Here is a 22,560-nt window from a genome sequence, read left to right on the forward strand (position 1 = left end):
ATCATATTATAAAATTGAAAAAGGTTGCTTCGGCAACCTTTTTTATTGGTTAAGTTTATTAATAACTGAGCCTAATACGATAAATTTGGTGATAACATAAAGCGTAGTATTTATGTTTTTAAGCCACAACCACGTAAAATAAAGTCAGTTAAGAAACTCGTAACACGTTGAATATCTTCTTCTTCATAATCAGCTTGATTCATGACTGTTAATACTTGAGTTTCAAAATCAGCATAATGTTGTGTTGAAGACCAAATTAGAAAGATAAGGTAAACAGGATCTACATCTTTCATTTCTCCGTTATCAACCCACTGTTGGAAGAGTTTCGCTTTTTCTCTTACCCATTTTCTTAAATAAGTTCTGGCGTATTCTTTAAGATGTTGTGCCCCTTGAATGATCTCCATCGCATATATCTTTGAAGCGCTTGGGTGGTTAAATGACATTTTAACTTTGGCTTCAATAAATTTTTCAATTGCTACTTTAGGGCCGGCATCAGTTTCAATATCACCAATTCCTTGATCCCACATATCTAATGTTTGTTCGAGAACCGCGTGATAAATATTTTCTTTATTTTTAAAATAATATAATACATTAGCTTTAGGTAAGCCGGCTCTGTCGGCAATCGACTGAACCGTTGCACCTCGATAACCATTTAAAATAAACTCTTCTTGAGCTGAAAATAATATTTTTTCTTGGCTTTGGGCTCTTATTAAACCTTGTTTATTCATTTTTTCAGCCATTAGTTAATCATCCATTTAGTATGTTTTATTTTAAAGTAGTCAAAGGGAGGTGTACTGATCATGACACAATACCACTAACATTCATTAAGTGTATATTAAATACTAACTAAATAGTCAATAAGTGCAAGTTGTAATGAAATTGTCATGAATGTTTGTTTTAATTTTGAACGATTTGTGGATTTTATAGCAAAAACATTAATCTTGACTATTATTGTCTAGATAAAAACAATTTTAATTATAACAGTATAAACACCAAGGAAAATAATATGGATACTCCCAGTATAACTCGTATTGCAGGTGCAGTAATAATCGCACTAGGTTTAACTACATCAGCAATGGCCAATACTACTTCATCAGGTGTAAAAGGTAATATTGTTGGCCCTAACGGTAATCCGGCTAGTGGTGCAGTAGTGACTATAACGCACATACCATCAGGGACCACTAAAACAGCCGTAGTTAATGATACGGGATCATTTTCTGCTAAAGGTTTACGGGTAGGGGGACCATATAAAATTGTTATTGACTCAGATAGGTTTGAAGATACGCAACTTAAAGATGTTTTTTTAACGCTAGGCGAAACTTACCCCGTAAATGTTGCTTTAAAACCTCAAGAAGATATTGAAACTATTGTTATTACAGGTCGTATTGTTAATAAAAACTATGGCAGTAATAGCCCATCTTCTAATTTCAATTTAAAAGATATTGAATTAACTCCAACGGTAAATCGCGATATTAAAGATGTAATACGGGTAGATCCACGAGTATATATTAATGAAACTGGCTCAGGCTCTGATTCTGTAGTTTGTGCGGGTGGTAATCCTAGGTTTAATAGTTTGACCGTTGATGGAGCGCGAATGAATGATAATTTCGGCTTAAATTCTAATGGTTATCCAACTGTTCGCATTCCTTTTTCTTATGATGCTATTGATCAGGTTGCGGTTGAACTTGCTCCGTTTGACGTACAATATGGTGGTTTTACATCATGTAATATTAATGCGGTAACAAAATCGGGTGGGAATGAGTTTGCCGGCAGTGTATTTTTAGACTACACCAGTGATTCGTTTAAAGGTGATAGCCTAGAAGGGGATGATATTGATACGGGGAGTTATGATGAAAAGCGTTATGGTTTTAATCTTGGCTTTCCTTTAATTAAAGATGAATTATATTTCTTTGCGGCCTATGAAAAGCTCGATGGTGCGCAAATCATGCAATATACAGCCTTTGATAACGGCGCGATTTTACAATCAGATATCGATCGTATTATTCAAATATCTAAAGATAAATACAATTACGATCCAGGCACTATGGTGCCAAGTATTCCTGTTGATGATGAAAAGATTCTTGTTAAACTCGACTGGAACATAAACGATAACCATCGTTTGAACTTTGTTTATAATTATAATGATGGATTTGAAATAGGGCAGTCTGATGAAGGTTCTTCACGGTTATCCCTTTCTAATCACTTTTATGAACGTGGTGCAGAGTTCACCTCATATGTTTCATCATTATATTCAGACTGGACCGATAATTTCACTACTGAGGTTAGATTAGGGTATTCAAAACTTGATAATCGACAAATTTCACTAGATCAAGCAAGTGGCTTTAGTGAGTTTACTATCGAAAAAGTGGGTATTGAGCGCGGTGAAGATGTTGATGTTTATTTAGGTCCAGATGATTCTCGTCAATCGAACAAATTAAAATACGACAATTTGTCAATAAAAATAGCTGGTACTTATTACCTTGATTCACACGAGTTGTATTTTGGTTATGAGCGTGAAGAGTTAGATGTATTTAATTTATTTGTTCAGCACTCTCAAGGAGAAACAGACTTTAGTAACTTACAAGGTTTTGAAGATGGTTTTGCTAAACAAATATACTACGGTAACGCGAGCTCTCATAATCCTGATGATGCGGCAGGGGAATTTGCTTACGCGTTAAATACGGTTTATTTTCAAGATAAATTTGAATTTGATGATTACGATATTACCCTAACTGCTGGTTTACGGTATGACTGGTATACAAGCGATGATACACCTAATCATAATCAAAATTTTGAAAATAGATACGGTTTTACCAATTCACAAAATCTAGATGGCGTTGATCTCATTCAGCCAAGGTTTGGTTTTAATTGGACCGTTGATGAGCAATTAGAAATAAGAGGTGGCCTAGGACTATATTCTGGTGGTAATCCAAATGTTTGGATTTCTAACAGTTACTCTAATGATGGCGTACGTAATATTCAAGAGCGCATTAAATCAATACAAATATTAGGGCCTAATGCCATTGACTTTAATGGCAGTGGCCAACCTGGATACGATATTCCTGTTGATTTATATAATAGTGTTGGCAGCGGAAGTAGTGATTCTGATACGAACGTAACCGATCCTGATTTTGAAATACCGTCAGAATGGAAGTATTCGTTGGGTGCGACGTATGTCACTACTAATGAATATGTATTGATGGCCGATTTCCTTTATACAGACAAGCAAGACTCAGCGGTTATTAAAAATATTGCTTATGGACAAGTTGCGACTGCTCCTGATGGACGTCCAGTTTATGAAGGAGTTAATCACGGTAGAAATAACGACTTTTTATTAACCAATGTTAAAGGGGAAGACGGAAAAACTACCGTGATGTCTTTTGCTGTGAGTAAAGCTTATGACAATGGTTTCTCTTTTACCGCATCATATGCTTATACTGATGCTCAAGATATTCACCCGATGACAAGTTCTGTTGCATTTTCTAATTATCATAATGTCGCAGTGGTAGATTCAGAAAATTTAGCGCTATCGCCCTCAAATTATGAAATACCTCATCGTTTTACGTTAAATATGACGTATGTTCATGAGTTCTTTGCCGGCTATGAAACACAATTTAGTGTTTTCGGCCAATCTAATCAAACTCATCCTTATACCTATAGTTTCAGCAATAGTTCGAGTGGTTTTGGTTATAACGATACCTCTCGTCAACTGCTTTATGTACCGACAGAAAATGATAGTAAAGTCGTTTATGGTAGCAATTTTGATCAAGCAGCTTTTAATGACTTTATAAAATCTGAAGGGTTAAAACGAGGTGCAATAATGGGACGTAATAGCCTTGACGGTGGATGGTGGACTAAGTTTGATGTTCGCGTTGAACAACAATTCCCAGGTTTTATCAAAGGTCATAAGGCAAGCGCGTATTTTGTTATAGAAAACTTTGGCAACATGCTTAACGATGATTGGGGCGTATTAAAAGAAGGTAGTTTCTTACAAGGCGCTGTAGAGTCTTCAATAACAGCTAATGGGCAGTATTCTTATGATAGCTTTACTTCGCCTTCATCACAAAGCCGTGTTACAGACGCGTCGTTATGGGAAATTAGAATCGGTATGAAATATGATTTCTAGCCTTTACTTTGTTTAGCTCTACGTATTAGCCGCATAATTTTGTGCGGCTTTTTTATGGTTAAAACGTAAAGAGTTATTGATATTTCAGCAAGAGTTAACTAGGATATTAATTAAGTTGACCATATGGTCAGTTAATTAAGGTTTATTTATGTCTCAACAAACAATTGATTGGTTAACATTAACAAGCTCTGCCAAAGAAAGCGCAGGAAAAGCGTATGCACCATACAGCAAATTCTATGTAGGTGCTGCGGCTTATACTGCGCAAGGGCATATAGTACAAGGCTGCAATGTTGAAAATGCTTCTTATGGTTTAACAACTTGTGCTGAAAGAAACTGTATAGCGCAAGCAATTATTCATGGCGAAAAAGCACTCACTGCTATGGTAATTTACACCGAACAAGAAAAACTTACCCCACCATGTGGTGCGTGCAGACAAGTTATTGCTGAGTTTTTCGAGCCTTTAGCAAATATAAGAGCGGCTAATCATTTAGGTGATAAAAAGCAATGGACAGTTGCTGAGTTGTTACCTGATGCTTTCTCACCCAAAGATTTACTCGATAAATAAGGATATTAATATGAGTAGCAAAATTTTACCTCAAGAAATAATTAGAACAAAACGCGATGGTGGCCAATTAACAGATCAAGAAATACAATTTTTTGTTGATGGTTTAGTTAATGGTCAGTTTAACGATGCTCAAGTAGGTTCAATGGCGATGGCTGTTTATCAAAAGGGCATGACAACACAAGAAATCACCCAGCTTACTATGTCAATGATGCATTCTGGAGAAGTCTTATCTTGGGCAGATGCTTTAAAGCTTGATGGACCTATTGTTGATAAGCATTCAACCGGTGGTGTTGGAGATAAAGTTAGTTTTATGTTGGCAGCTATAGTTGCGGCATGCGGTGCATATGTACCAATGGTTTCAGGTCGTGGTTTAGGACATACCGGCGGAACTTCTGATAAGTTAGAAAGTATTGCAGGGTTTAATGTACAACCAACTACAAGTGACTTTCAGCGTATTGTTAAAGAATTAGGCATCGCGATTATCTCTCAAACTGACAATATTGCTCCTGCTGATAAACGATTGTATGGAATTCGCGACGTCACGGCGACAGTTGAGTCTATACCGCTTATTACTGCCTCTATTTTGTCCAAAAAGTTGAGTGCAGGTCTCGATGCTTTAGTGATGGATGTTAAAGTGGGTAATGGCGCGATGATGACTGATATGTCTCAAGCTACTGCGTTAGCGCAAAGTATTGTTAATGTTGCTAACCATGCGGGGGTTAAAACGCAAGCGATCATTACGGATATGAATCAAGTCTTAGGCAGTAGTGCAGGCAATGCCGTAGAAATTTATGAAACGATACAATACTTAACTGGCGAGCAACGAGAGCCTCGATTGCATAAAATTGTAATAGCGTTATCTAATGCGATGTTAGTTAACACTGGGATTGCTAAAAGTAATCAAGAGGCGAAGGCGATGGCGGACAAAGCACTTGCTTCAGGTAAAGCAGCTCAAGTGTTTGCTAAAATGATCGCCGCTCTAGGGGGCGATGCCAATTTACTAGAAAAACCATGGCAATTTATGCCTAAAGCGAAAGTTATCAAAGATGTTGTTGCACCAGAGCATGGTTATATCAATGCTATGCAAACACGAGACATTGGTATGAACATTGTCGCAATGGGAGGCGGGCGATTAGCAAATGGACAAGCGATTGACCATAGTGTCGGTTTTGATCAAATTTTACCTGTGGGGACTTTGGTCAATAAAGGTGATGTTATCGCTCGTGTGCATGCAACAAGTAATGATATGGCAGTACAAGCAAGTAGTGAGTATGTTAAATCGATTAGCTTATCTTCTGTATCTCAAGAAGCTTTACCTGTGATATATCAAACGATTGACTAGGTTATTTCTTTGTTAAATTAGTCGCTTCTTATCGTATTAAATCGCAATAAGGAGCGTGCTATTTACAGGGTTCCGAATAGTTTATCGCCAGCGTCGCCTAGACCCGGCAAAATATAACCTTGTTCATTTAATCGTTCATCAATTGCCCCTAAATACAAATCGACATCTGGGTGAGCATCATTTACATACGCTATACCTTCAGGTGCGGCAACTAGAAACACAGCAATAATATTTTTACACCCTGAGTTTTTCAATAAATCTATTGTATCTTTTGCTGTACCGCCTGTTGCAAGCATAGGATCTATTATTATCGCTGTACGATCATCAATATCTCTAATAATATTTTGATAATAACTTTCTGGAGCTAATGTTTCTTCATTGCGTTGTAAGCCTACAACGCTTATTTTTGCACAAGGGAGTATTGCTAATGCTCCATCCAGCATGCCTAATCCTGCTCGCAAAATGGGTACTAAAGTGGGTTGTTTATTGGCGAGTAAAGGTGTGGAAATATTACCTGACCAACACGTTATTGGCTTATTTTCTAACGGTAAGTTAGCTGTTGCCTCGGTAAGTAATAAACTTGATATTTCATTGGTGAGCTCTCTAAAGCTTTTTACAGAAATTAACTCATCGCGCAATAAACTAATCTTGTGTTGAACTAAAGGGTGTTTGCTCGCGTAATTAGCCATAATTATCCTCAATAAATTTTCATTGTTTACACAGTTTAATAATTGTTAACACCAAACAAGAGACTTAAAGTGAGCGCGGCATAAGGGTTCATAACGCTCGTTTCCACCAACTTCTACTTGTTGACCATTGGTAACGGCGTTACCTTCGTTGTCACGTCTAATAACAAAATTTGCTTTTCGCCCACAATGACAAATAGTTTTTAATTCAACCAATTTATCTGCCCAGGCAAGTAATGCAGCACTACCAGAAAACGTTTGACCTAAAAAGTCTGTTCTAATGCCATAAGCCAAAACAGGTATGTGTAATAAATCAACAATATCTGTGAGTTGCTTTACTTGGATGCTCGATAAGAACTGTGCTTCATCAATTAATAAACAATCAACCTTTTGGTTATTGTTTAGTGCGGATATTTCATTAAATATATGTGTGTTTTCATCAAACAAACTAGCATCTGCACTTAAACCTAAACGAGAGGTTACTTTAGCTTTTGCAAATCTATCATCAATTCTCGCGGTATAAATAACAGAGTGTAATCCTCTTTCTTGATAATTATATGACGATTGTAATAAGTTGGTAGACTTACCCGCATTCATCGATGAATAGTAAAAATAAAGCTGAGCCATACCGCCTTGTTCCTTTAATTTTCTTAATAGCGTTAAACTGTAAACGCAATGACTTATAAGCTTAAAAATAAGCCAGCAATCGCTGCACTCATTAGGTTAGCTAACGTTGCAGCTATCATAGCTTTCATTCCCAGCCGGGCAATATCATGACGTCTGTTGGGCGCCATAGAGCCAATACCACCAAGTAAAATAGCAATTGAAGATAAATTGGCGAAACCACATAAAGCAAAAGTAATAATAGCTTGTGTTGAGGCGCTTAAGGTCTCTTTAACTTCGACATAATTGGCATATGCAAAAAATTCATTTACAACAATTTTTTGACCAATAAAACTTCCCGCTTGTAGCATTTCATTTGCTGGTACACCAATAACAAAAGCTAATGGGGCAAATAAATAACCGAGTATCCATTCAATTGAAATGTTTTCATAACCAAGTAGGTTACCAATACCACCAACTAAAGTGTTAAGCAGAGCGATTAAAGCAATAAATGCTAATAACATTGCACCAACATTTACGGCTAATTTTAAGCCTGATGCAGCACCTGAGGCAGCTGCGTCAATTACGTTTACTGGGCGATCTGTCTCTTCTTCTATAATTGCGTCTTGGTTGATTATTTTTTCTGTTTCAGGAATGATCAATTTGGCCATTAATAACCCGCCAGGAGCTGCCATAAAAGAAGCGGCTATCAAGTATTTTAAATCAACACCTAAACCAGCATAACCCGCTAAAATTGAACCTGCGACTGACGCTAAACCACCAACCATAATGGCGAAAAGTTCTGACTGACTCATTTTTGCAATATAGGGGCGAATAACTAATGGTGCTTCAGTTTGACCGACAAAAATATTAGCGGTAGCAGAGAGAGACTCAGACTTACTGGTTTGTAATAGTTTTTGTAGACCTCCTCCAATAATTTTAACGACCCACTGCATAATACCTAAATAGTAAAGTACTGCGATAAGAGAAGAGAAGAAAATAATGACAGGTAAAACACGAACAGCAAATACAAACCCGACACCATTACCAAACATAGCATCAGTGCCTAAACCACCGAATAAGAAGGCGATACCAACTTGCGCACTGTCAATAACACCTTGAACTGCGTTGGTAACCGACTGGAGCACATCTTTACCAAAGGGTATATATAAAACAAATGCACCTAACAGTAATTGAAGTGAAAACGCAAAACCAACGGTGCGCCAGTTAATGTCATTGCGACTTGTTGAGAGCAAAATTGCAATCACTAGCAGAGCTGCAATCCCTAAAGCACCTCGTAATGCCATTAAATCCATAGTTACCTCGTTATTATTTTTATTAGTTAAAGTTAAAGGGTAAATTATGCGTTAATTAGATGCTCACCCATGTTTTATTTTATTGTGTAAGTTGTCTAATTTTTGCTTTAAGCACTTCAATCGCCATTCTATTTTTACCGCCTTTAGTGATAATTAAATCGGCAAAGAACTTCGATGGTTCGATATGTTGATAATACATAGGTCGAACTGTATTTAAATATTGTTCGGTGATTGAGTCAATACTTCGATCTCTTTCCGTTGTATCTCGTTGTATCCGTCTAATTAAACAAATATCTAGCGGAGTATCCATATACACTTTTATATTGAAGCAATCACGTAGTTTAGGATTAGAAAAGAGTAGTATGCCCTCGACTAAAATAATTTTTGTCGGTGTTAAGGTCGTGGTTTCTTTGGTTCTAGTATGGGTTTTATAACAATAAGTAGGGCAACTTACTTGTTCATTGTTAATTAAACTGTTTAATTGTTCAGACAATAAGGTATGTTCGAAGGCATCTGGGTGATCATAGTTTGTTTTAACTCGTTCTGACATTGCTAAATGCGTTTGATCGCGATAATAAGCATCTTCTTTAATGATCGATATGCCACCTTCACCAAGTTCTGGTAGTAATTCATCAAAAATGGTTTGAGCAAATAATGATTTACCTGAAGCAGACGCACCAGTAATAGCTATAATGGTAGGGCTATTTTGTTTCAACTTGAATTTTACCTTAAATGAAAGTTTAAATTTTTTATTTGTTAGTGATTATAGAGAAAATTTAAACGCTTTGCCTAAATCATTAATGGTGATAAATTACCACAACTTGACCACGTGGTCATGTTTAATGTTAAATAATGTCAAGATATTTTAATTTTATAGTGTTTCATTCTAACGAATAAACAGCAAAACCACCTAGGAGAAATTGTGTCTAGAGTAATTATTATGGTTATTGATGGTTTTGGTATTGGCCATGCCCCAGATGCTAATGTGTTTGGCGATATTGGTGCTAATACCTTTGGGAACTTATCAGATGCATACTTTAAAGATAAAAATATAGCGATTAATTTACCTATTTTATCTTCTTTAGGCTTGGTTGAAGCCTGCCAACAAGCTTCTCATCGACAGTTATCTGTTAATGGCAGTTTACCAACTAAAGGTGCATTTGGTTATGCCGCTGAAATTAGTACAGGAAAAGACACACCAAGTGGACATTGGGAGATGGCGGGTGTGCCTGTTTTATTTGATTGGACTTATTTTAAAAATAAAGAGAAAAGCTTCCCTCAAGAGATTATTGACAAAATCAATAAAGCAACCGGTATTAATGGGTTCCTAGGAAACTGCCATGCGTCTGGCACTACGATTATTGAGCAGCTAGGCGAAGAACACATTAAGACGGGTTTACCTATTTGTTATACGTCTGCCGATAGTGTTTTTCAAATTGCTGCCCATGAAGAGCATTTTGGTTTGGATAATCTTTATCAGTACTGCCAAGTAGTGCGAGACATTTTAGATGAATACAACATTGGCCGAGTTATTGCTCGACCATTTATTGGCGATAACAAAAGTAATTTTCAAAGAACAGGCAACCGCCGAGACTATTCAGTATTACCACCAGCACCTACAATTTTAGACAAGTTAACGCAAGAGGGCGGTCACGTGATTAGTGTCGGTAAAATAGCCGATATTTTTGCTCATCAAGGGGTAAGTGAAAAAACTAAAGCAACAGGAATTGATGCGTTAGTTGATGCAACTATTAATCATATAAATTCGGCACCTGATAATAGTTTGATTTTTACTAATTTAGTTAACTTTGATCAAGATTATGGCCACCGACGTGATCCGGTTGGCTTTGCACAAGCATTAGAAAATTTTGATAATCGCTTATCAGATGTAATGGCAGCAATGAAAGATGATGACGTGTTGTTTTTAACAGCAGATCACGGTTGTGATCCTACATGGCCGGGCAATGATCACACGCGAGAATATGTGCCTATTATTGTTTATCATCATAATATAAGTTCGGTGAACTTAGGGGAAAGAGCTACTTTTGCCGATTTGGGGCAAACCATTGCGGATATTTTTACCCTGACACCTTTTAAATACGGTAGTAGCTTTTTAAAGGACCTATCGTTTAAATCATAATACTCTCATTGGCAATGCAACTATTTTTCATCAATACTCCATCAATAGTCGGAAAATAGTTGTTTAGTTTGTCCGTTGTTAACTATTTATTAGTTAAACAAAATAAAGCCATTTAAAATAAAGTCCGACCAGTTTAAAATAGTTAACTATACTTTGACCCATTAAAGTGAAGTATAACTTTAAGACGTGTTGATTTTCACACGCTTTAAATAGTGACTGTGAAAACTCATCACGTTTTAATTATTAAAAAAATAAAATAAAGCCCTTGGAGAGAACAACATGATTGCATTAAGAAAGAAATCACTCGCTGTGTGCATACAGGCGGCAATATTAGCAGGCGGTGTGTATAGCCACACTGTTAACGCTCAAGAAAATGAAGAAGCAGCTAAAAAGGTAGTAGGGATTGAAGTTATTGAAATTACTGCCCGTAAACGTACTGAAAATATTAAAGATGTACCTATTTCAGTGTCAGCAATTACCCCTAAAAAGCTTGAAGTACTTGGCTCCTCAGGTATGGATGTTAGAGCATTATCAGCAAAAGTTCCTAGTTTATTAATTGAATCATCGTTTGGCCGCACATTCCCACGTTTTTATATTCGTGGGTTAGGTAATACAGATTTTGATTTACTTGCTTCGCAACCTGTTTCTTTAATTTATGACGATGTTGTACTAGAAAATGCATTAACCAAGGGCATGCCAATGTTTGACATTGAGCGCGTAGAAGTTTTACGTGGTCCACAAGGTACTTTGTTTGGTCGTAATACCACAGCCGGTATTATTAAAGTGCAATCTAAAAAACCAACACAAGATTTTGACGCGACCATCTCAGGCTCTTACGGTAGTTATGGCTCTACTGATTTGCGTTTAGCTGTTGGTGGTGGTTTAACAGACACCTTATCAGCGCGTGTTGCGTTTTTACAACAAGACCGTGATGATTGGATTGACAATAAAGCGCCTGGTTTTGAGCAAGAAGATCAATTAGGTGGTTACGGTGAAACTGCCGGTAGATTGCAATTATTATGGGAGCCTAGCGATAATTTTTCTGCGTTATTTAACTATCACTTTAGAGACGCTGATGCTGATGCACGAGTATTTCGAGCGAATGTAATCAAACCAGGTACTAATGAATTAGTTGACGATTTTGACAGAGAAGTTGTTTATCATGATGCCGCAGTTCGTAATAATCAAACCATTGAAATGAACGGCTCTAGCTTAAAGTTAGAATATGACTTTGGCGATTATACATTAACTTCTGTTAGTGGTTACGAGTCAGCAGAAATGTTTTCTGTAGGTGATATAGATGGTGGTTATGGTGCTGCATTTTTGCCTGATTATATGGGACCTGGTTTCATCCCATTCCCTTCTGAAACTGGTGCAAGAATGCCCGATCACTCACAACTTACCCAAGAAATTCGTTTAGCGAGTAATGATCTTGGTGTAATCGATTATCAAGTAGGATTTTTCTACTTTAATGAAGATTTAACGATTAACAATTTGAGTTTTAATACCTTAGGCGGTGGTGCTCAAGATGGTATTGCTGTTCAAAATATGGAAACAACAGCTTGGGCAGTATTTGGCTCTGTTGATTACGAAATATCTTCAAAAGTAAACATGAACTTTGGTATCCGTTATAGTGATGACGAACGTATTTGAGATGGCACCTTAGTACAATCACCTTTTGGTGCGCCAAGTTTTAGTGAAAGTGCTTCAGTTAATGATTCACAAGTTAGTGGAGACATAAGCGTTAATTATATTTGGACAGAAGAAACAAATTTATACGCGAGATTAGCAAAAGGTTATCGTGCACCAAGTATACAAGGGCGTAGTTTACTGTTTTCTGAATCTCATACGACTGCCGATTCTGAGTTAGTAACATCAATTGAAACAGGCTTTAAGTCAACCATGCTTGAAAATACCGCGCGTATTGATGGTTCAGTTTTTTATTATATAGTTGATGATCAACAGTTAACGGCTGTTGGCGGCACGAGCAATGTAGCAAGCCTACTTAATGCCGATAAAGCGGTAGGGTACGGTTTTGAGTTAGACTCAGAGTTTTGGGCAAGTGAAAATTTAGTTTTTGGTGCAAGTTTGAGTTATAACCATACTGAATTACAAGACGATACAATTTCAGTTGCTGCTTGTGGTGGTGGTTGTACAGTTACCGATCCTTTAACGCCTAATGGTGGAGTTATTATCGATGGGAACACATTACCTCAGTCTCCTGAGTGGATAGGTAACCTAAGCGCACGTTGGACTAAAGAAATTGGTGATGGCGAATTGTATGTATATACGGGGTTTGAAGTCCAATGGTACGAAAAGTTACTCTAAGGATTTTCAATCCTTTCTGAAGGTAAGTTTAAAGGTCTAAGTTTTCCTTTCTTTACTTGCTCTGCCAAAGTAAAAGAGTAATGGCCTAGTACATTAATATGACCATATCCTAGAGGGGATAATCTAGCTTCATCTTCTTTGTTAATTTCTATCGATTGCTGTAAATGCTCCAATGCAGACTGCATGTAGATGGTGTTCCATAAAATTACAGCATTAGTAACTAAGCCAAGCGCACCTAGTTGATCTTCTTGTCCTTCTTTATATCGCTTACGAATCTCCCCACGTTGACCGTGGCAAATAATACGAGCAACAGAGTGTCTTCCTTCACCACGATTTAATTGCGTTAATATCCGTCGACGATAATCTTCATCATCGATGTAGTTGAGCAAATAGATGGTTTTGTTGATCCGTCCAGCTTCAATGATAGCTTGCGCTAAACTTGAAGGTCTGTCACTTCGAAGTAAGGAGCGAATGAGTTCAGAAGCTTGTACTGTGCCTAATTTTAATGAGCCTGCAATCCTCATCATATCATCCCAGTGTTGATATATTTTTTCTGGGTTTAAGGTTCCTCGTGCTAAATCATCGAGAGTGCCATAATCAGCATCTTTGTCAATTCGCCAGAAAAAAGCTTCACCTGCATCAGCCAAGCGTGGTGAAAATTGATAACCTAATAACCAAAATAAACCAAACACTATATCACTAGTGCCTGTGGTGTCGGTCATGATTTCAGTTAGGGTCAATCCTGTTTGTTGCTCCAAAAGTCCCTCTAAAACAAACATAGAATCTCTTAACGTCCCGGGGATAACAATGCCATGAAACCCTGAGAATTGATCTGATACAAAGTTATACCAAGTAATGCCTCTATTGGAGCCAAAATATTTTTTATTCGGCCCTGCATTTATCGTTCGAACGGCACTTACAAAACGCATGCCATCAGCTGAGGCAACTTCGCCTCCGCCCCATTTTTTTGCCAACGTTAGCGTTGCTTGATGGTTAACTAGCCTCGCATTTGATTTCACCAGTGTTTCAGCACGTACATAGTTTTGTTTCACCCAGCTTAAACGATGTCGTGTTAATGCAGGAATATGAGATTTTATTAATGGCTCTAGTCCAATATTACAGGCTTCAGCAATAAGCACCGCACAAATACTGGTACCTAAATCATTTGTTCGTGCTGAAGATTCACTTACATGGATAAATTCATCAAGAAAGCCAGTAAGTGCATGTATCTCTAAAAGTAATTCAGTTAAATCAACTTTAGGTAATAAATCTAAAACTTCTTTTCTAAGCTGTATTAAACTGTCTGGCTCATCTAGCTTGTCTAAATTGGTAATTGTTAAAGATGGATGCTTTCCAGAATGATCAATGGTGACTGCGCTATTTTCATTAAAATTAGCGGCCACTTGCTTATAAGTAGTATCCAGTTGATTTGTTAAGGCTTCGACTGCTTCTTTGGCTTTGACTGGATGACCTAGTGAGCGGCAAACCTTGACCCTATTTGCTTGCCACTCTTCATTTTGTAAGAGTTTAGATCTTGGATCGCCCCAACGGTCACTATCTTCAATAAATACATCTCTTCTTCGCAAGCTATCTTGTAACTTATCTAGAAAGCACAAGGTATAACCCCGGGTTGTCACTTGGCCATCTTTATTAAAAACTAATCTTTTCCAAGGATTGGTAATTATCTCTAATGGAGGGTTGTCCAATATTTGCTTACGCGAGTGACCAAGCTCAGCTAGATAATTAAAAGCTTCAAGCGTTACTTTACCAGCAGGAGCCGCTTTAACGGCAATATCTTTAAGTAGTCGTGGTAAAAAGCGTTTTACTTTACCGTACTGTTCAACCATCTCATCATGAAAATTGTCACTAGAGGGTCGAGCTATCGCATTAATTGTAGCAATTGATTCTGCCAATTTTTCTTTAGGGCATTTATTAAAAATTGCTTTCCTTAACAGATTATCCGTGGTTTCCTCATTCAATATAAGATCACAAATAGCAGCTAAAGCAAGTGCTGATTTATCCAAGTCTTTCAGTGTTCTTAGTCGTTTTTTCTGGCCTAGTTTTTTCGCTTCTCCAGCGATACCTGTGATTAATAAATCAAGAATATCGATGGCATCATCAAGTGCCATGATTTCAAACGCTTTTACAAAAGCCAACAAAATGGCGATTCGCTTTTCATCTGGCATTCTTGCTATTTTATGCATGGAGATAACTCCTGCATGACGAGCAAGGTTTTTAAGCCTGACGGGTGGGATATGGCAAAAATCTATCGATTGTAAACCAAAGTTCTTTAATTCAATATAGCGTTCTACAGCGGTAATAAATGAAGGACCACTAATGGTTACCGGGCCTTTTCGAAAATTATCAAAACGAGAAACACGTCCATCATTAGGCATTTGAAGTAGTGTTTCTAATTTCGTTTTTTGTTCTTTAGTTGGTAGTGCTGCTAGTTTATTCCATAAACGGTTAACGGCTCTTTCCCTAATTTCTGAAATTAATCGAGATAGCGTTGATACACCAGGTAAGAGAACTTTATGATGTACTAGCCATGCTGTTGCAAAATCGAACATCAGGCTCGGACGCTCATTACTGATCCAAGCCCGGGTATAAAGTAAACGTGTTAGCCTGAATCGCCAAGGAGGTGTATTAAACTCGTGGTAACCGTAAAAAGTTTGTATCTCACTACTATGGCTGTAACGAGTCACCTTACGGCTCATATACTGCGCTAAATTTTCAACGTCAGAATCAATTTGTTGTGCGATAAAATGAAGTACATTATTTGGAACTTCAGTTGGATCAGGTAAAAAGGTACCTAAAAATCTCACCGTAGTAAGTTGTAAAGCAAACCCCAAACGATTGTAATCGCGTCGTCTTTTATTAATAAGCGTTAGCGCTGTATCATCCAAAAGAAAGTAACGAGCAAGTTGTGTCTCGTTAGGCTCTGTATTATATCGGCCATATTGATTTTTTTGTTCTTCAGTAAGAAATTCAATTGGCATATTATTCCTTCAATATTTGTAGTGGTTCACTTTATTTGGTTTTAATCCACAACCTTATTAGCGTTGAAACGCGAATATATCTCAAGTTACTTAATTGATTTTAACTTATTTGCTACTGCAATCATCTGATCTGCTGTTAATGAAATACTAGCTTTAAATGATAATTCATCTTCAAAGTTGTAATCTGCCCAACCAATAGAGTTACCATCTAAATAGACGGTAATTCCTGCATCAGTTTCATTTTCACTTGTTGTTATTTTCATGCTTATGTTCCTGTATGTTAATTAAATTAATGTCGCAATGATTCTAGGTCTACAATGTCATAGTTCTTATGCTCACCACATACGGGACATGACTCTGGTACTTTTTCATCTTTACAATAATTTCTTCCGTTGTCGCAACTCATACAATGGGTTCCGTACACTAGCTTTTGCTGCTAACCCTGCAACTGTACATTTCTGAATTATTCATTTTTCAAATAGGGAAGTCCATATAGCATAATTTATTTGAGTATAAGAGATTAGGTTCAGAACGTGTAATAAAAGCTCTAAACCTAGAGATATACAAAATATAACGATAAGGTCTGGTTGTTAGGCTTGGGTCTAACTTAACCTGACGGGAACTAAAGTTTCATGGCTGACATTGTATTATCATTACTTGATATTAACGTTGTGTCTAATTTTGACATTTTAAATAAATATTTTAATGCTCTACAGGTATAAATAATTTTTTTATAAATGGTATATTTACTTAAATATTAAAATAAGAAGAGATACAGGATGAAAGTTTTAGTTTTAGCGTTATCGTTAGTTAATTTAGCATTAACTTCTGGGGTTGCTCGGGCATCACCAGAGGAACATCATCATTTTCCAGCGGTATTTGTTGGTGGCACATCATTTGACAGTGAAATCGAGTTTACCTACGGTTTCGAGTATGAATACAAATTTACAAGCCGCTGGGGAGCGGGTGTTGTTATTGAAAAAACCAATGACGCACATCATGGTGACGGTACTACAATTACTTTAGCATCGCTGTTTTTACATCCATGGGAAGACTTAAGAGTTGGCGCAGGTTTTGGTAAAGAAAGAGTGGGCGGGCACCATAGCCATAAAGAAAATTTAACAAGAATTTCAGCAAGCTATGATTTTCATGTCACTGATTTTGGTATTGCTCCGACTATCGCGGTTGATTTTATTGATGGCGAAACCGCAACAGTATTTGGTGTTGCGTTCGTAAAATCATTTTAATCAAATATAAAATAAAAGAGCCACAACAAATGAACATTGTTTTGGCTCTTTTTTTAGTTAATTTTAGACATCTAGCTACGCTAGCGTAAATTGCTCTAGTTGTTCTTTTAATTGCATTGATATTTGAGCCAATTCTTCTGATGCAGTTGATATTTGTGCTACCGAGGTCAAATTCTCGTTTGTTAATTTATTAATACTGACAGTATTTCGTGATAACTCTTGAGAAGTACAAGATTGCTGCTCTGCGGCGGTTGCTATTTGATTGTTCATACCGTTGATTTCATCTATTATTATTTGAATTTCATCAACTTTAACATTGGTGTCTTGAGTTGCGTTTTTACTCGAATCACCTTGCTGAGTGCTTTGCGACATCGACATGACGGCTTCATTAGTGCCACGCGTGAATAGCTCAATCATATTTTCAATTTCAATGGTTGACTCTTGAGTACGCTGAGCGAGGCTACGCACTTCATCAGCAACCACGGCAAAACCTCGTCCTTGTTCACCAGCCCGCGCTGCCTCAATCGCTGCATTTAACGCTAATAAATTAGTTTGGTCAGCAATATCTTTTATCACTCCCAGCACTGAGCCAATTTGGGTGCTATGAGCTTCTAATTCTTTGATGTTGTTACTCGACGTATCAAGGCTGTGGCTAAGCTCTGAAATGAGGCTCATGGCATTTTCTATAGTTTCTTTGCTCTCAAGTGCTTTACCAGCGGCACTGCGTGTTGATGTTTGTGTACTTTCAGCATGCTGAGCAACTTCAACCGATGTCGCTTCCATTTGTACCATTGCAGAAGAGATTTGTTCAATTTCCACTGCTTGCTGATCGATTGTTTGACGAACATCGGCACTGATTTGGGCTAATTCAGTGCTAGCCCCGAGCATTTCATGAGCGCTACTCTCAAAGATAGAGAGTGTCTTAAGCAGATTCTGACGCATTAGGTTTATGCCAAACTCCTTACCTAAGCGTGATGTTGCTTTGGTTATTAAGTCACCACTCGAAATGCGTGTAATAGCGGCTCTTAATTGGTCTATTTCTTTTACTAGGTTTTGAGTAACATAACGAGTCATCATTATAGCAACGACAAAAGATACGATTAAAATGATGATAGCAACATTTAAAATATGTTCCTCTTCACCTTTTAATTCGTGCAAGGTCTGTTTGGTCAAGGTTTCTACTTTATGGAGCATCGTTGTTACTTGCTTTTCTAATGCTACGGCTTCGCTTTCAATATGTTCTGATACATTGTATGCTTCTTGTGTTTTTCCCAAGGTCAGTAGCGAAAATATTTTTTCTACTTCTACCACCCAATCCGCATGGTGTTCTTTAGTCCAAATATTACTTTTTAACAGTTCCTCAATTTGCCCTTGCCCGTTGCCTTCGGTAAAAATTTCCGAAGCTTGTTTCAATAGATTATGAGCGTCTTTAAGTTCATTTTCTATAGATGAGTTTAAGGTATTAAAAGCTTGTACGGTATGGTTAAAACGCTCACTGGCACTGTTCATTAGAGCAAAACGAAAGGCCTGTTCAAATTTTATTTCTTGTTCTAGTTGGTGTTCAGTAATTAAGGTAGTTGTTTCTGTTAGGGGTATCAATATGGTTTCAATTTGTTCTGTATGATGTCCCATAGTGTTAACGCGAATAATAGACGATAGGCTACTGAAGAGTTGTATGATGAATAACATAATTGCGAGCGCGATAATCGTATTTACAAGTGATAGTTTTTTCATTGTTCAGAACCCTATATAATTATTCTTTATGAACGTAAGTTGTTAGTGATAGCTAAATTCAAATGTTCTGGTACAGTCTGATAGCTTTCTTAATTAAAATATAACTTTATCTTATATCTTATATCTTATGCGAGTACGCTAAATTTTTTATAATTGTACCTATTGATTTCAATATTCAAGCAGAATTTATATAATTTCATTATTTACTTCGTTCTGTTTGTCAAAATAGTTATCGCTTTGACATTAACTTTCAGTGATTTTTGGAATTTGTTAAAGGGATTTTTACCCATCCACTCGAAATTGCTAATAGAAAGAGGTAAACTAAAAATAAATCTTGCCTTTTGAATAAGCATTTAAGTTCGCCCAACTTACTTTTTCAACCTTCAAATTTACTCAGTTCTAGAGTATAAATTGTAGAATATTGTGATATATTACCACCACTAAATTTTCCTACCTCTGGATAGCTGTCAGCACACCCTTGAAGTAAAGCAAATGAAAATATTGCTTCAAGTGTTTTTTACTTTATACATAATATTTTATATTCCTTATAGATCGAGTTTACTCTTATCCTGAATCCTATTTAGCTCTATGGGGTTGTCGTAGTTTTGTGTTTAAACTCCAATCTTTGGTTGTGCAAAATAATTAGATTATTTTAATTACCACGCCATTGCCTAAAGCGACAAAGAGAATAATAGATCTTGTTCGTTCAGAGTAATCTTTTTAAACAAAAGGCACAGAATCAACTCACATAATTTCCTAATTTATAATGTCGTCGTTTTTGATTATAAAACGGCTCGATATAATCAATAATATCTGCCATTGCTTCTCGCCTAGTTTGATAACGTCGATAGTTAACTCGCTCTGATTTCAAGCTGCGAAAAAACCTTTCTGTTACCGCATTATCTAAGCAATTCCGACGACGACTCATACTTGAAATTAAACCATGTTCTTTTAATGAATGTTGGAATGCTTCACTCGTATATTGAACACCCTGGATGCCCTTCTAAGTGTCAAGATGTAATTTGAACACAGTTAATGGATGTATTCCTATTTTTTAGCAGATAGAATAATTCCCGAGCGATATACCTTTTCAAGCAGCGTAATGCTTCCATTTTTGATAACCCATCGGTAGTCCGTTTCTTAATATAGGACTTTGACCGATATTCTGTTCGTAATCTACCAATGGCAATTATGTGAAGCGTACTATTAGCAGCGCGGTCTCCACCTCGGTTTAGTCTGTGCTTGTTAGTCTTTCCTGATGATGCAGGAATAGGGCAAACACCGCAAAGAGCAGCAAAACTAGATTCAGATTTCAATCGCTCTGGATTATCACCTAGTGTTATTAATAATTGTGCCGCTGATTCATATCCAACCTCATTTTGCTTAATTAATTCAGGTGCCAGTGTGTCTACAATTGTTGCTATCATTTTATCCAAATCAGCAATTTCATCATGAAGCTCAATATATCTTCGAGCAAGAGACTTTAAGGTAATCCTATATGCTGTGCTAATGTCTTTGTAGTTTGTTAAGTCAGGACGTGTTGAGGCAAGCGTACGGATTAAGCTCATTCTTGTCATATGCCTAAGAGTTTCACGTAACTCATCAGGAGCTGACACAATACTCGTTTTTATCATCTGCAATGCTACTGTTCTAGCAGCCACAGCACTTTTACGGCAGCTTTTTAAAACTCTAAGAGATTCAACCATACCGTCTCTTGTTTTTGGTGTAACTGTACGTAGTTTGCTAAAAGCAGCGTGTGCTGCATTTTCGGCATCTAAAGTATCGTCTTTTCCTCGTCTACGGCGATCCGAATTGTCTGGCGCAGTGACTTCTAAAACTTCAATCCCGCTGCTTTGCATGTAACGCAATAAGCCTAAACCATATGTACCAGTGCACTCAATTCCCACTCGTGAAATAATTCCAAATGACGACATCCACATAAGCATTTTCTTATATCCATACCTAGTTGTTGGAAAGCTTTCGGTAGATATTACTTGGTTTAATTCATTTACTACGGCAGCAACATGAATATCCTTGTGGGTATCAACACCTCCCACAACATACTTTTTGATCTGATTCATTACTTATCTCCTGGGTGATAGCCAATATGGATGAGAGCACCAAATCAAATACTTGGACATGACAGTAATGAGATAATCAACAGGCCCTTCTTGAGTCACAAATACTGATGAGCTAACCCTCACCAAGCAATGAAACTAGGTAATCGACAGATCCGAGGAATGACACAATTAATTGGTCTATCGCTATGAGGGTCAGAGAACCTAGTGCATTGTTGGTACCATGTCTTAAGCATGAACCATTAATGAATGATTAATACAGCAAAACAAGGCCAGAACATTATTACTATCACTATGGAATATCACATTATCGTTTGGCTGCCGCTTGTTGACTGCCAAACGTAAAGCCCTAGTCGTAAGCTCACTGTTTGGCTTATTAGAGAACGCCCAACTGATCACTTTCCGAGAGCATAAATCCATGATAACCGCTAAATACAACCAACCTTGTTGCGTACGAATGTAAGTGATATCGCCTGACCATAAAGTATTTATGTGTTCAGGGTTGAACTGTCTATTTAAGTAATTCAGTGCAATAATTGACGCTTTTCCACCTGATGGATAACGGTGCTGTGTCGGGCGTTTAGCAAAAAGCCTTAGCCGTTTCATTGATGTTCTTACTTTGTGAATACCTAAATTAAAGCCCATCGCCTGTAGCTCAACTAACATTCTTCGTTTGATCCATATCGATATGAACTTGCTTAATAGCCGCTTCTAGCTTCACTTTCTGAGCATCAATACGTTTAGGTTTTTCTCGATAATAAAACGTACTTGATGCGATAGATAAGCATCGACAAACCTGTTGAACATTATTTCCAGCCTTTTTCAGTTTTACAGCTATTTGTTGCCGTTGTTCACTTTCATAGCGAAAAAGGCTGATGTAGATTCAACTTGCCAACGCAACACTATTTTTAATAGTTGATTGTCACTTTTTAGTTGCTTAACTTGCTTTTCAAGTTCTTAAATGCGTATTTGCTCTGATGTCAGTGCGCTGGGTTTGGGTGTAATGCCTTTTTGTTCTTTTCTGTATTGGCTAACCCAGCGTTGCATTGACGATATACTTACATCCATCGCTTTAGCCGCATCACTGTGTTTGTAGCCATGATTAATGACTAATTCTGCACATTCACGTTTAAATTCTGCTGATAATATTTTCTTTGGCATGTTGACCTCGTTATTTAAAGTAATAATACCTCTAACGAAGTCTCTAGTTAAATTGTACCGTTACAACATCTAAATGGAAGTGGCATTTAGCAAAGTTTACAGATGTTAACCACTTACGGGCTCGACTTAAAATTTATCAAACTTGTTATAACTGCATAAGGCCCTATGAAAACTTAGGTGGAAGTACACCAGCTGAGGTTTATATGGGTAATCAACCGAAAGGTAATGCAAAGTT

Annotated in this window: 18 protein-coding genes and 1 pseudogene; 7 read left to right on the forward strand and 12 right to left on the reverse strand. The window is 37.2% G+C overall.

Annotated elements, in window-relative coordinates; translation table 11 throughout:
• Positions 1-110: 110 nt before the first annotated feature.
• Complete coding sequence (locus tag AC27G3_RS04980) at positions 111-740, reverse strand: TetR family transcriptional regulator C-terminal domain-containing protein (RefSeq protein ID WP_487119389.1); 630 nt, start codon at positions 738-740, stop codon at positions 111-113.
• Positions 741-1,006: 266 nt separating this feature from the next.
• Between AC27G3_RS04980 and AC27G3_RS04985 the strand changes: the two genes are divergently transcribed.
• From AC27G3_RS04985 to deoA, 3 genes are all read left to right on the forward strand, one after another.
• Complete coding sequence (locus tag AC27G3_RS04985) at positions 1,007-4,126, forward strand: TonB-dependent receptor (protein WP_487119391.1); 3,120 nt, start codon at positions 1,007-1,009, stop codon at positions 4,124-4,126.
• A gap of 148 nt (positions 4,127-4,274) precedes the next feature.
• Positions 4,275-4,691 (forward strand): cytidine deaminase, encoded by a 417-nt coding sequence (locus tag AC27G3_RS04990; RefSeq protein ID WP_487119392.1) that lies wholly within the window; start codon positions 4,275-4,277, stop codon positions 4,689-4,691.
• Positions 4,692-4,701: 10 nt separating this feature from the next.
• The gene (gene deoA, locus AC27G3_RS04995) at positions 4,702-6,033 is read left to right on the forward strand and encodes a thymidine phosphorylase (protein ID WP_487119394.1); all 1,332 of its coding nucleotides are present in this window, start codon (positions 4,702-4,704) and stop codon (positions 6,031-6,033) included.
• 62 nt (positions 6,034-6,095) lie between these two features.
• Here the strand turns inward: deoA and upp are convergent, their stop codons facing one another.
• The 4 genes from upp to udk form a co-directional block, all read right to left on the reverse strand.
• The gene (gene upp / locus AC27G3_RS05000; RefSeq protein WP_487119396.1) at positions 6,096-6,722 is read right to left on the reverse strand and encodes a uracil phosphoribosyltransferase; all 627 of its coding nucleotides are present in this window, start codon (positions 6,720-6,722) and stop codon (positions 6,096-6,098) included.
• Between the two features lie 45 nt (positions 6,723-6,767).
• Entirely contained in the window at positions 6,768-7,346 is a 579-nt protein-coding gene (locus AC27G3_RS05005) for a thymidine kinase (RefSeq protein ID WP_487119398.1), read from the reverse strand.
• 53 nt (positions 7,347-7,399) lie between these two features.
• Positions 7,400-8,638: a NupC/NupG family nucleoside CNT transporter gene (locus tag AC27G3_RS05010; RefSeq protein ID WP_487119400.1), complete on the reverse strand. Its 1,239-nt coding sequence runs from the start codon at positions 8,636-8,638 to the stop codon at positions 7,400-7,402.
• A gap of 79 nt (positions 8,639-8,717) precedes the next feature.
• On the reverse strand, positions 8,718-9,353 hold the full coding sequence (gene udk / locus AC27G3_RS05015) for a uridine kinase (RefSeq protein ID WP_487119402.1): 636 nt from the start codon (positions 9,351-9,353) through the stop codon (positions 8,718-8,720).
• A 207-nt stretch (positions 9,354-9,560) separates the two neighbouring features.
• On the opposite strand from udk, the gene AC27G3_RS05020 reads away from it, so the two are divergent.
• From AC27G3_RS05020 to AC27G3_RS05030, 3 genes and pseudogenes are all read left to right on the forward strand, one after another.
• Entirely contained in the window at positions 9,561-10,778 is a 1,218-nt protein-coding gene (locus AC27G3_RS05020; protein WP_487119404.1) for a phosphopentomutase, read from the forward strand.
• A 279-nt stretch (positions 10,779-11,057) separates the two neighbouring features.
• Complete coding sequence (locus tag AC27G3_RS05025) at positions 11,058-12,431, forward strand: TonB-dependent receptor (RefSeq protein ID WP_487119406.1); 1,374 nt, start codon at positions 11,058-11,060, stop codon at positions 12,429-12,431.
• A 57-nt stretch (positions 12,432-12,488) separates the two neighbouring features.
• A pseudogene (locus tag AC27G3_RS05030) lies at positions 12,489-13,106 on the forward strand (TonB-dependent receptor domain-containing protein); the annotation flags it as partial.
• Here AC27G3_RS05030 and AC27G3_RS05035 read toward each other — a convergent pair.
• Positions 13,103-16,105, reverse strand: coding sequence for a Tn3 family transposase (locus tag AC27G3_RS05035; RefSeq protein WP_487119408.1), 3,003 nt, complete (start codon positions 16,103-16,105; stop codon positions 13,103-13,105). The pseudogene AC27G3_RS05030 and the gene AC27G3_RS05035 overlap by 4 nt on opposite strands.
• A gap of 86 nt (positions 16,106-16,191) precedes the next feature.
• Positions 16,192-16,368: a hypothetical protein gene (locus tag AC27G3_RS05040; protein ID WP_487119410.1), complete on the reverse strand. Its 177-nt coding sequence runs from the start codon at positions 16,366-16,368 to the stop codon at positions 16,192-16,194.
• 516 nt (positions 16,369-16,884) lie between these two features.
• Between AC27G3_RS05040 and AC27G3_RS05045 the strand changes: the two genes are divergently transcribed.
• The gene (locus AC27G3_RS05045; RefSeq protein ID WP_487119412.1) at positions 16,885-17,352 is read left to right on the forward strand and encodes a hypothetical protein; all 468 of its coding nucleotides are present in this window, start codon (positions 16,885-16,887) and stop codon (positions 17,350-17,352) included.
• A gap of 75 nt (positions 17,353-17,427) precedes the next feature.
• Here AC27G3_RS05045 and AC27G3_RS05050 read toward each other — a convergent pair whose 3' ends face one another.
• From AC27G3_RS05050 to AC27G3_RS05070, 5 genes are all read right to left on the reverse strand, one after another.
• Positions 17,428-19,086 carry a methyl-accepting chemotaxis protein gene (locus AC27G3_RS05050; protein WP_487119414.1) on the reverse strand — a complete coding sequence of 553 codons (1,659 nt, stop codon included), beginning with the start codon at positions 19,084-19,086 and terminating at the stop codon, positions 17,428-17,430.
• A gap of 739 nt (positions 19,087-19,825) precedes the next feature.
• Positions 19,826-20,014, reverse strand: coding sequence for an IS3 family transposase (locus tag AC27G3_RS05055; protein ID WP_487119416.1), 189 nt, complete (start codon positions 20,012-20,014; stop codon positions 19,826-19,828).
• Between the two features lie 82 nt (positions 20,015-20,096).
• Positions 20,097-21,167: an IS110 family RNA-guided transposase gene (locus AC27G3_RS05060; protein ID WP_487119418.1), complete on the reverse strand. Its 1,071-nt coding sequence runs from the start codon at positions 21,165-21,167 to the stop codon at positions 20,097-20,099.
• Positions 21,168-21,392: 225 nt separating this feature from the next.
• Positions 21,393-21,830, reverse strand: coding sequence for a DDE-type integrase/transposase/recombinase (locus tag AC27G3_RS05065; RefSeq protein WP_487119420.1), 438 nt, complete (start codon positions 21,828-21,830; stop codon positions 21,393-21,395).
• Positions 21,831-22,121: 291 nt separating this feature from the next.
• The gene (locus AC27G3_RS05070; protein ID WP_487119422.1) at positions 22,122-22,325 is read right to left on the reverse strand and encodes a transposase; all 204 of its coding nucleotides are present in this window, start codon (positions 22,323-22,325) and stop codon (positions 22,122-22,124) included.
• Between the last annotated feature and the right edge of the window lie 235 nt (positions 22,326-22,560).

The sequence above is a fragment of the Colwellia sp. SU-HH01217 genome, assembly GCF_057543495.1.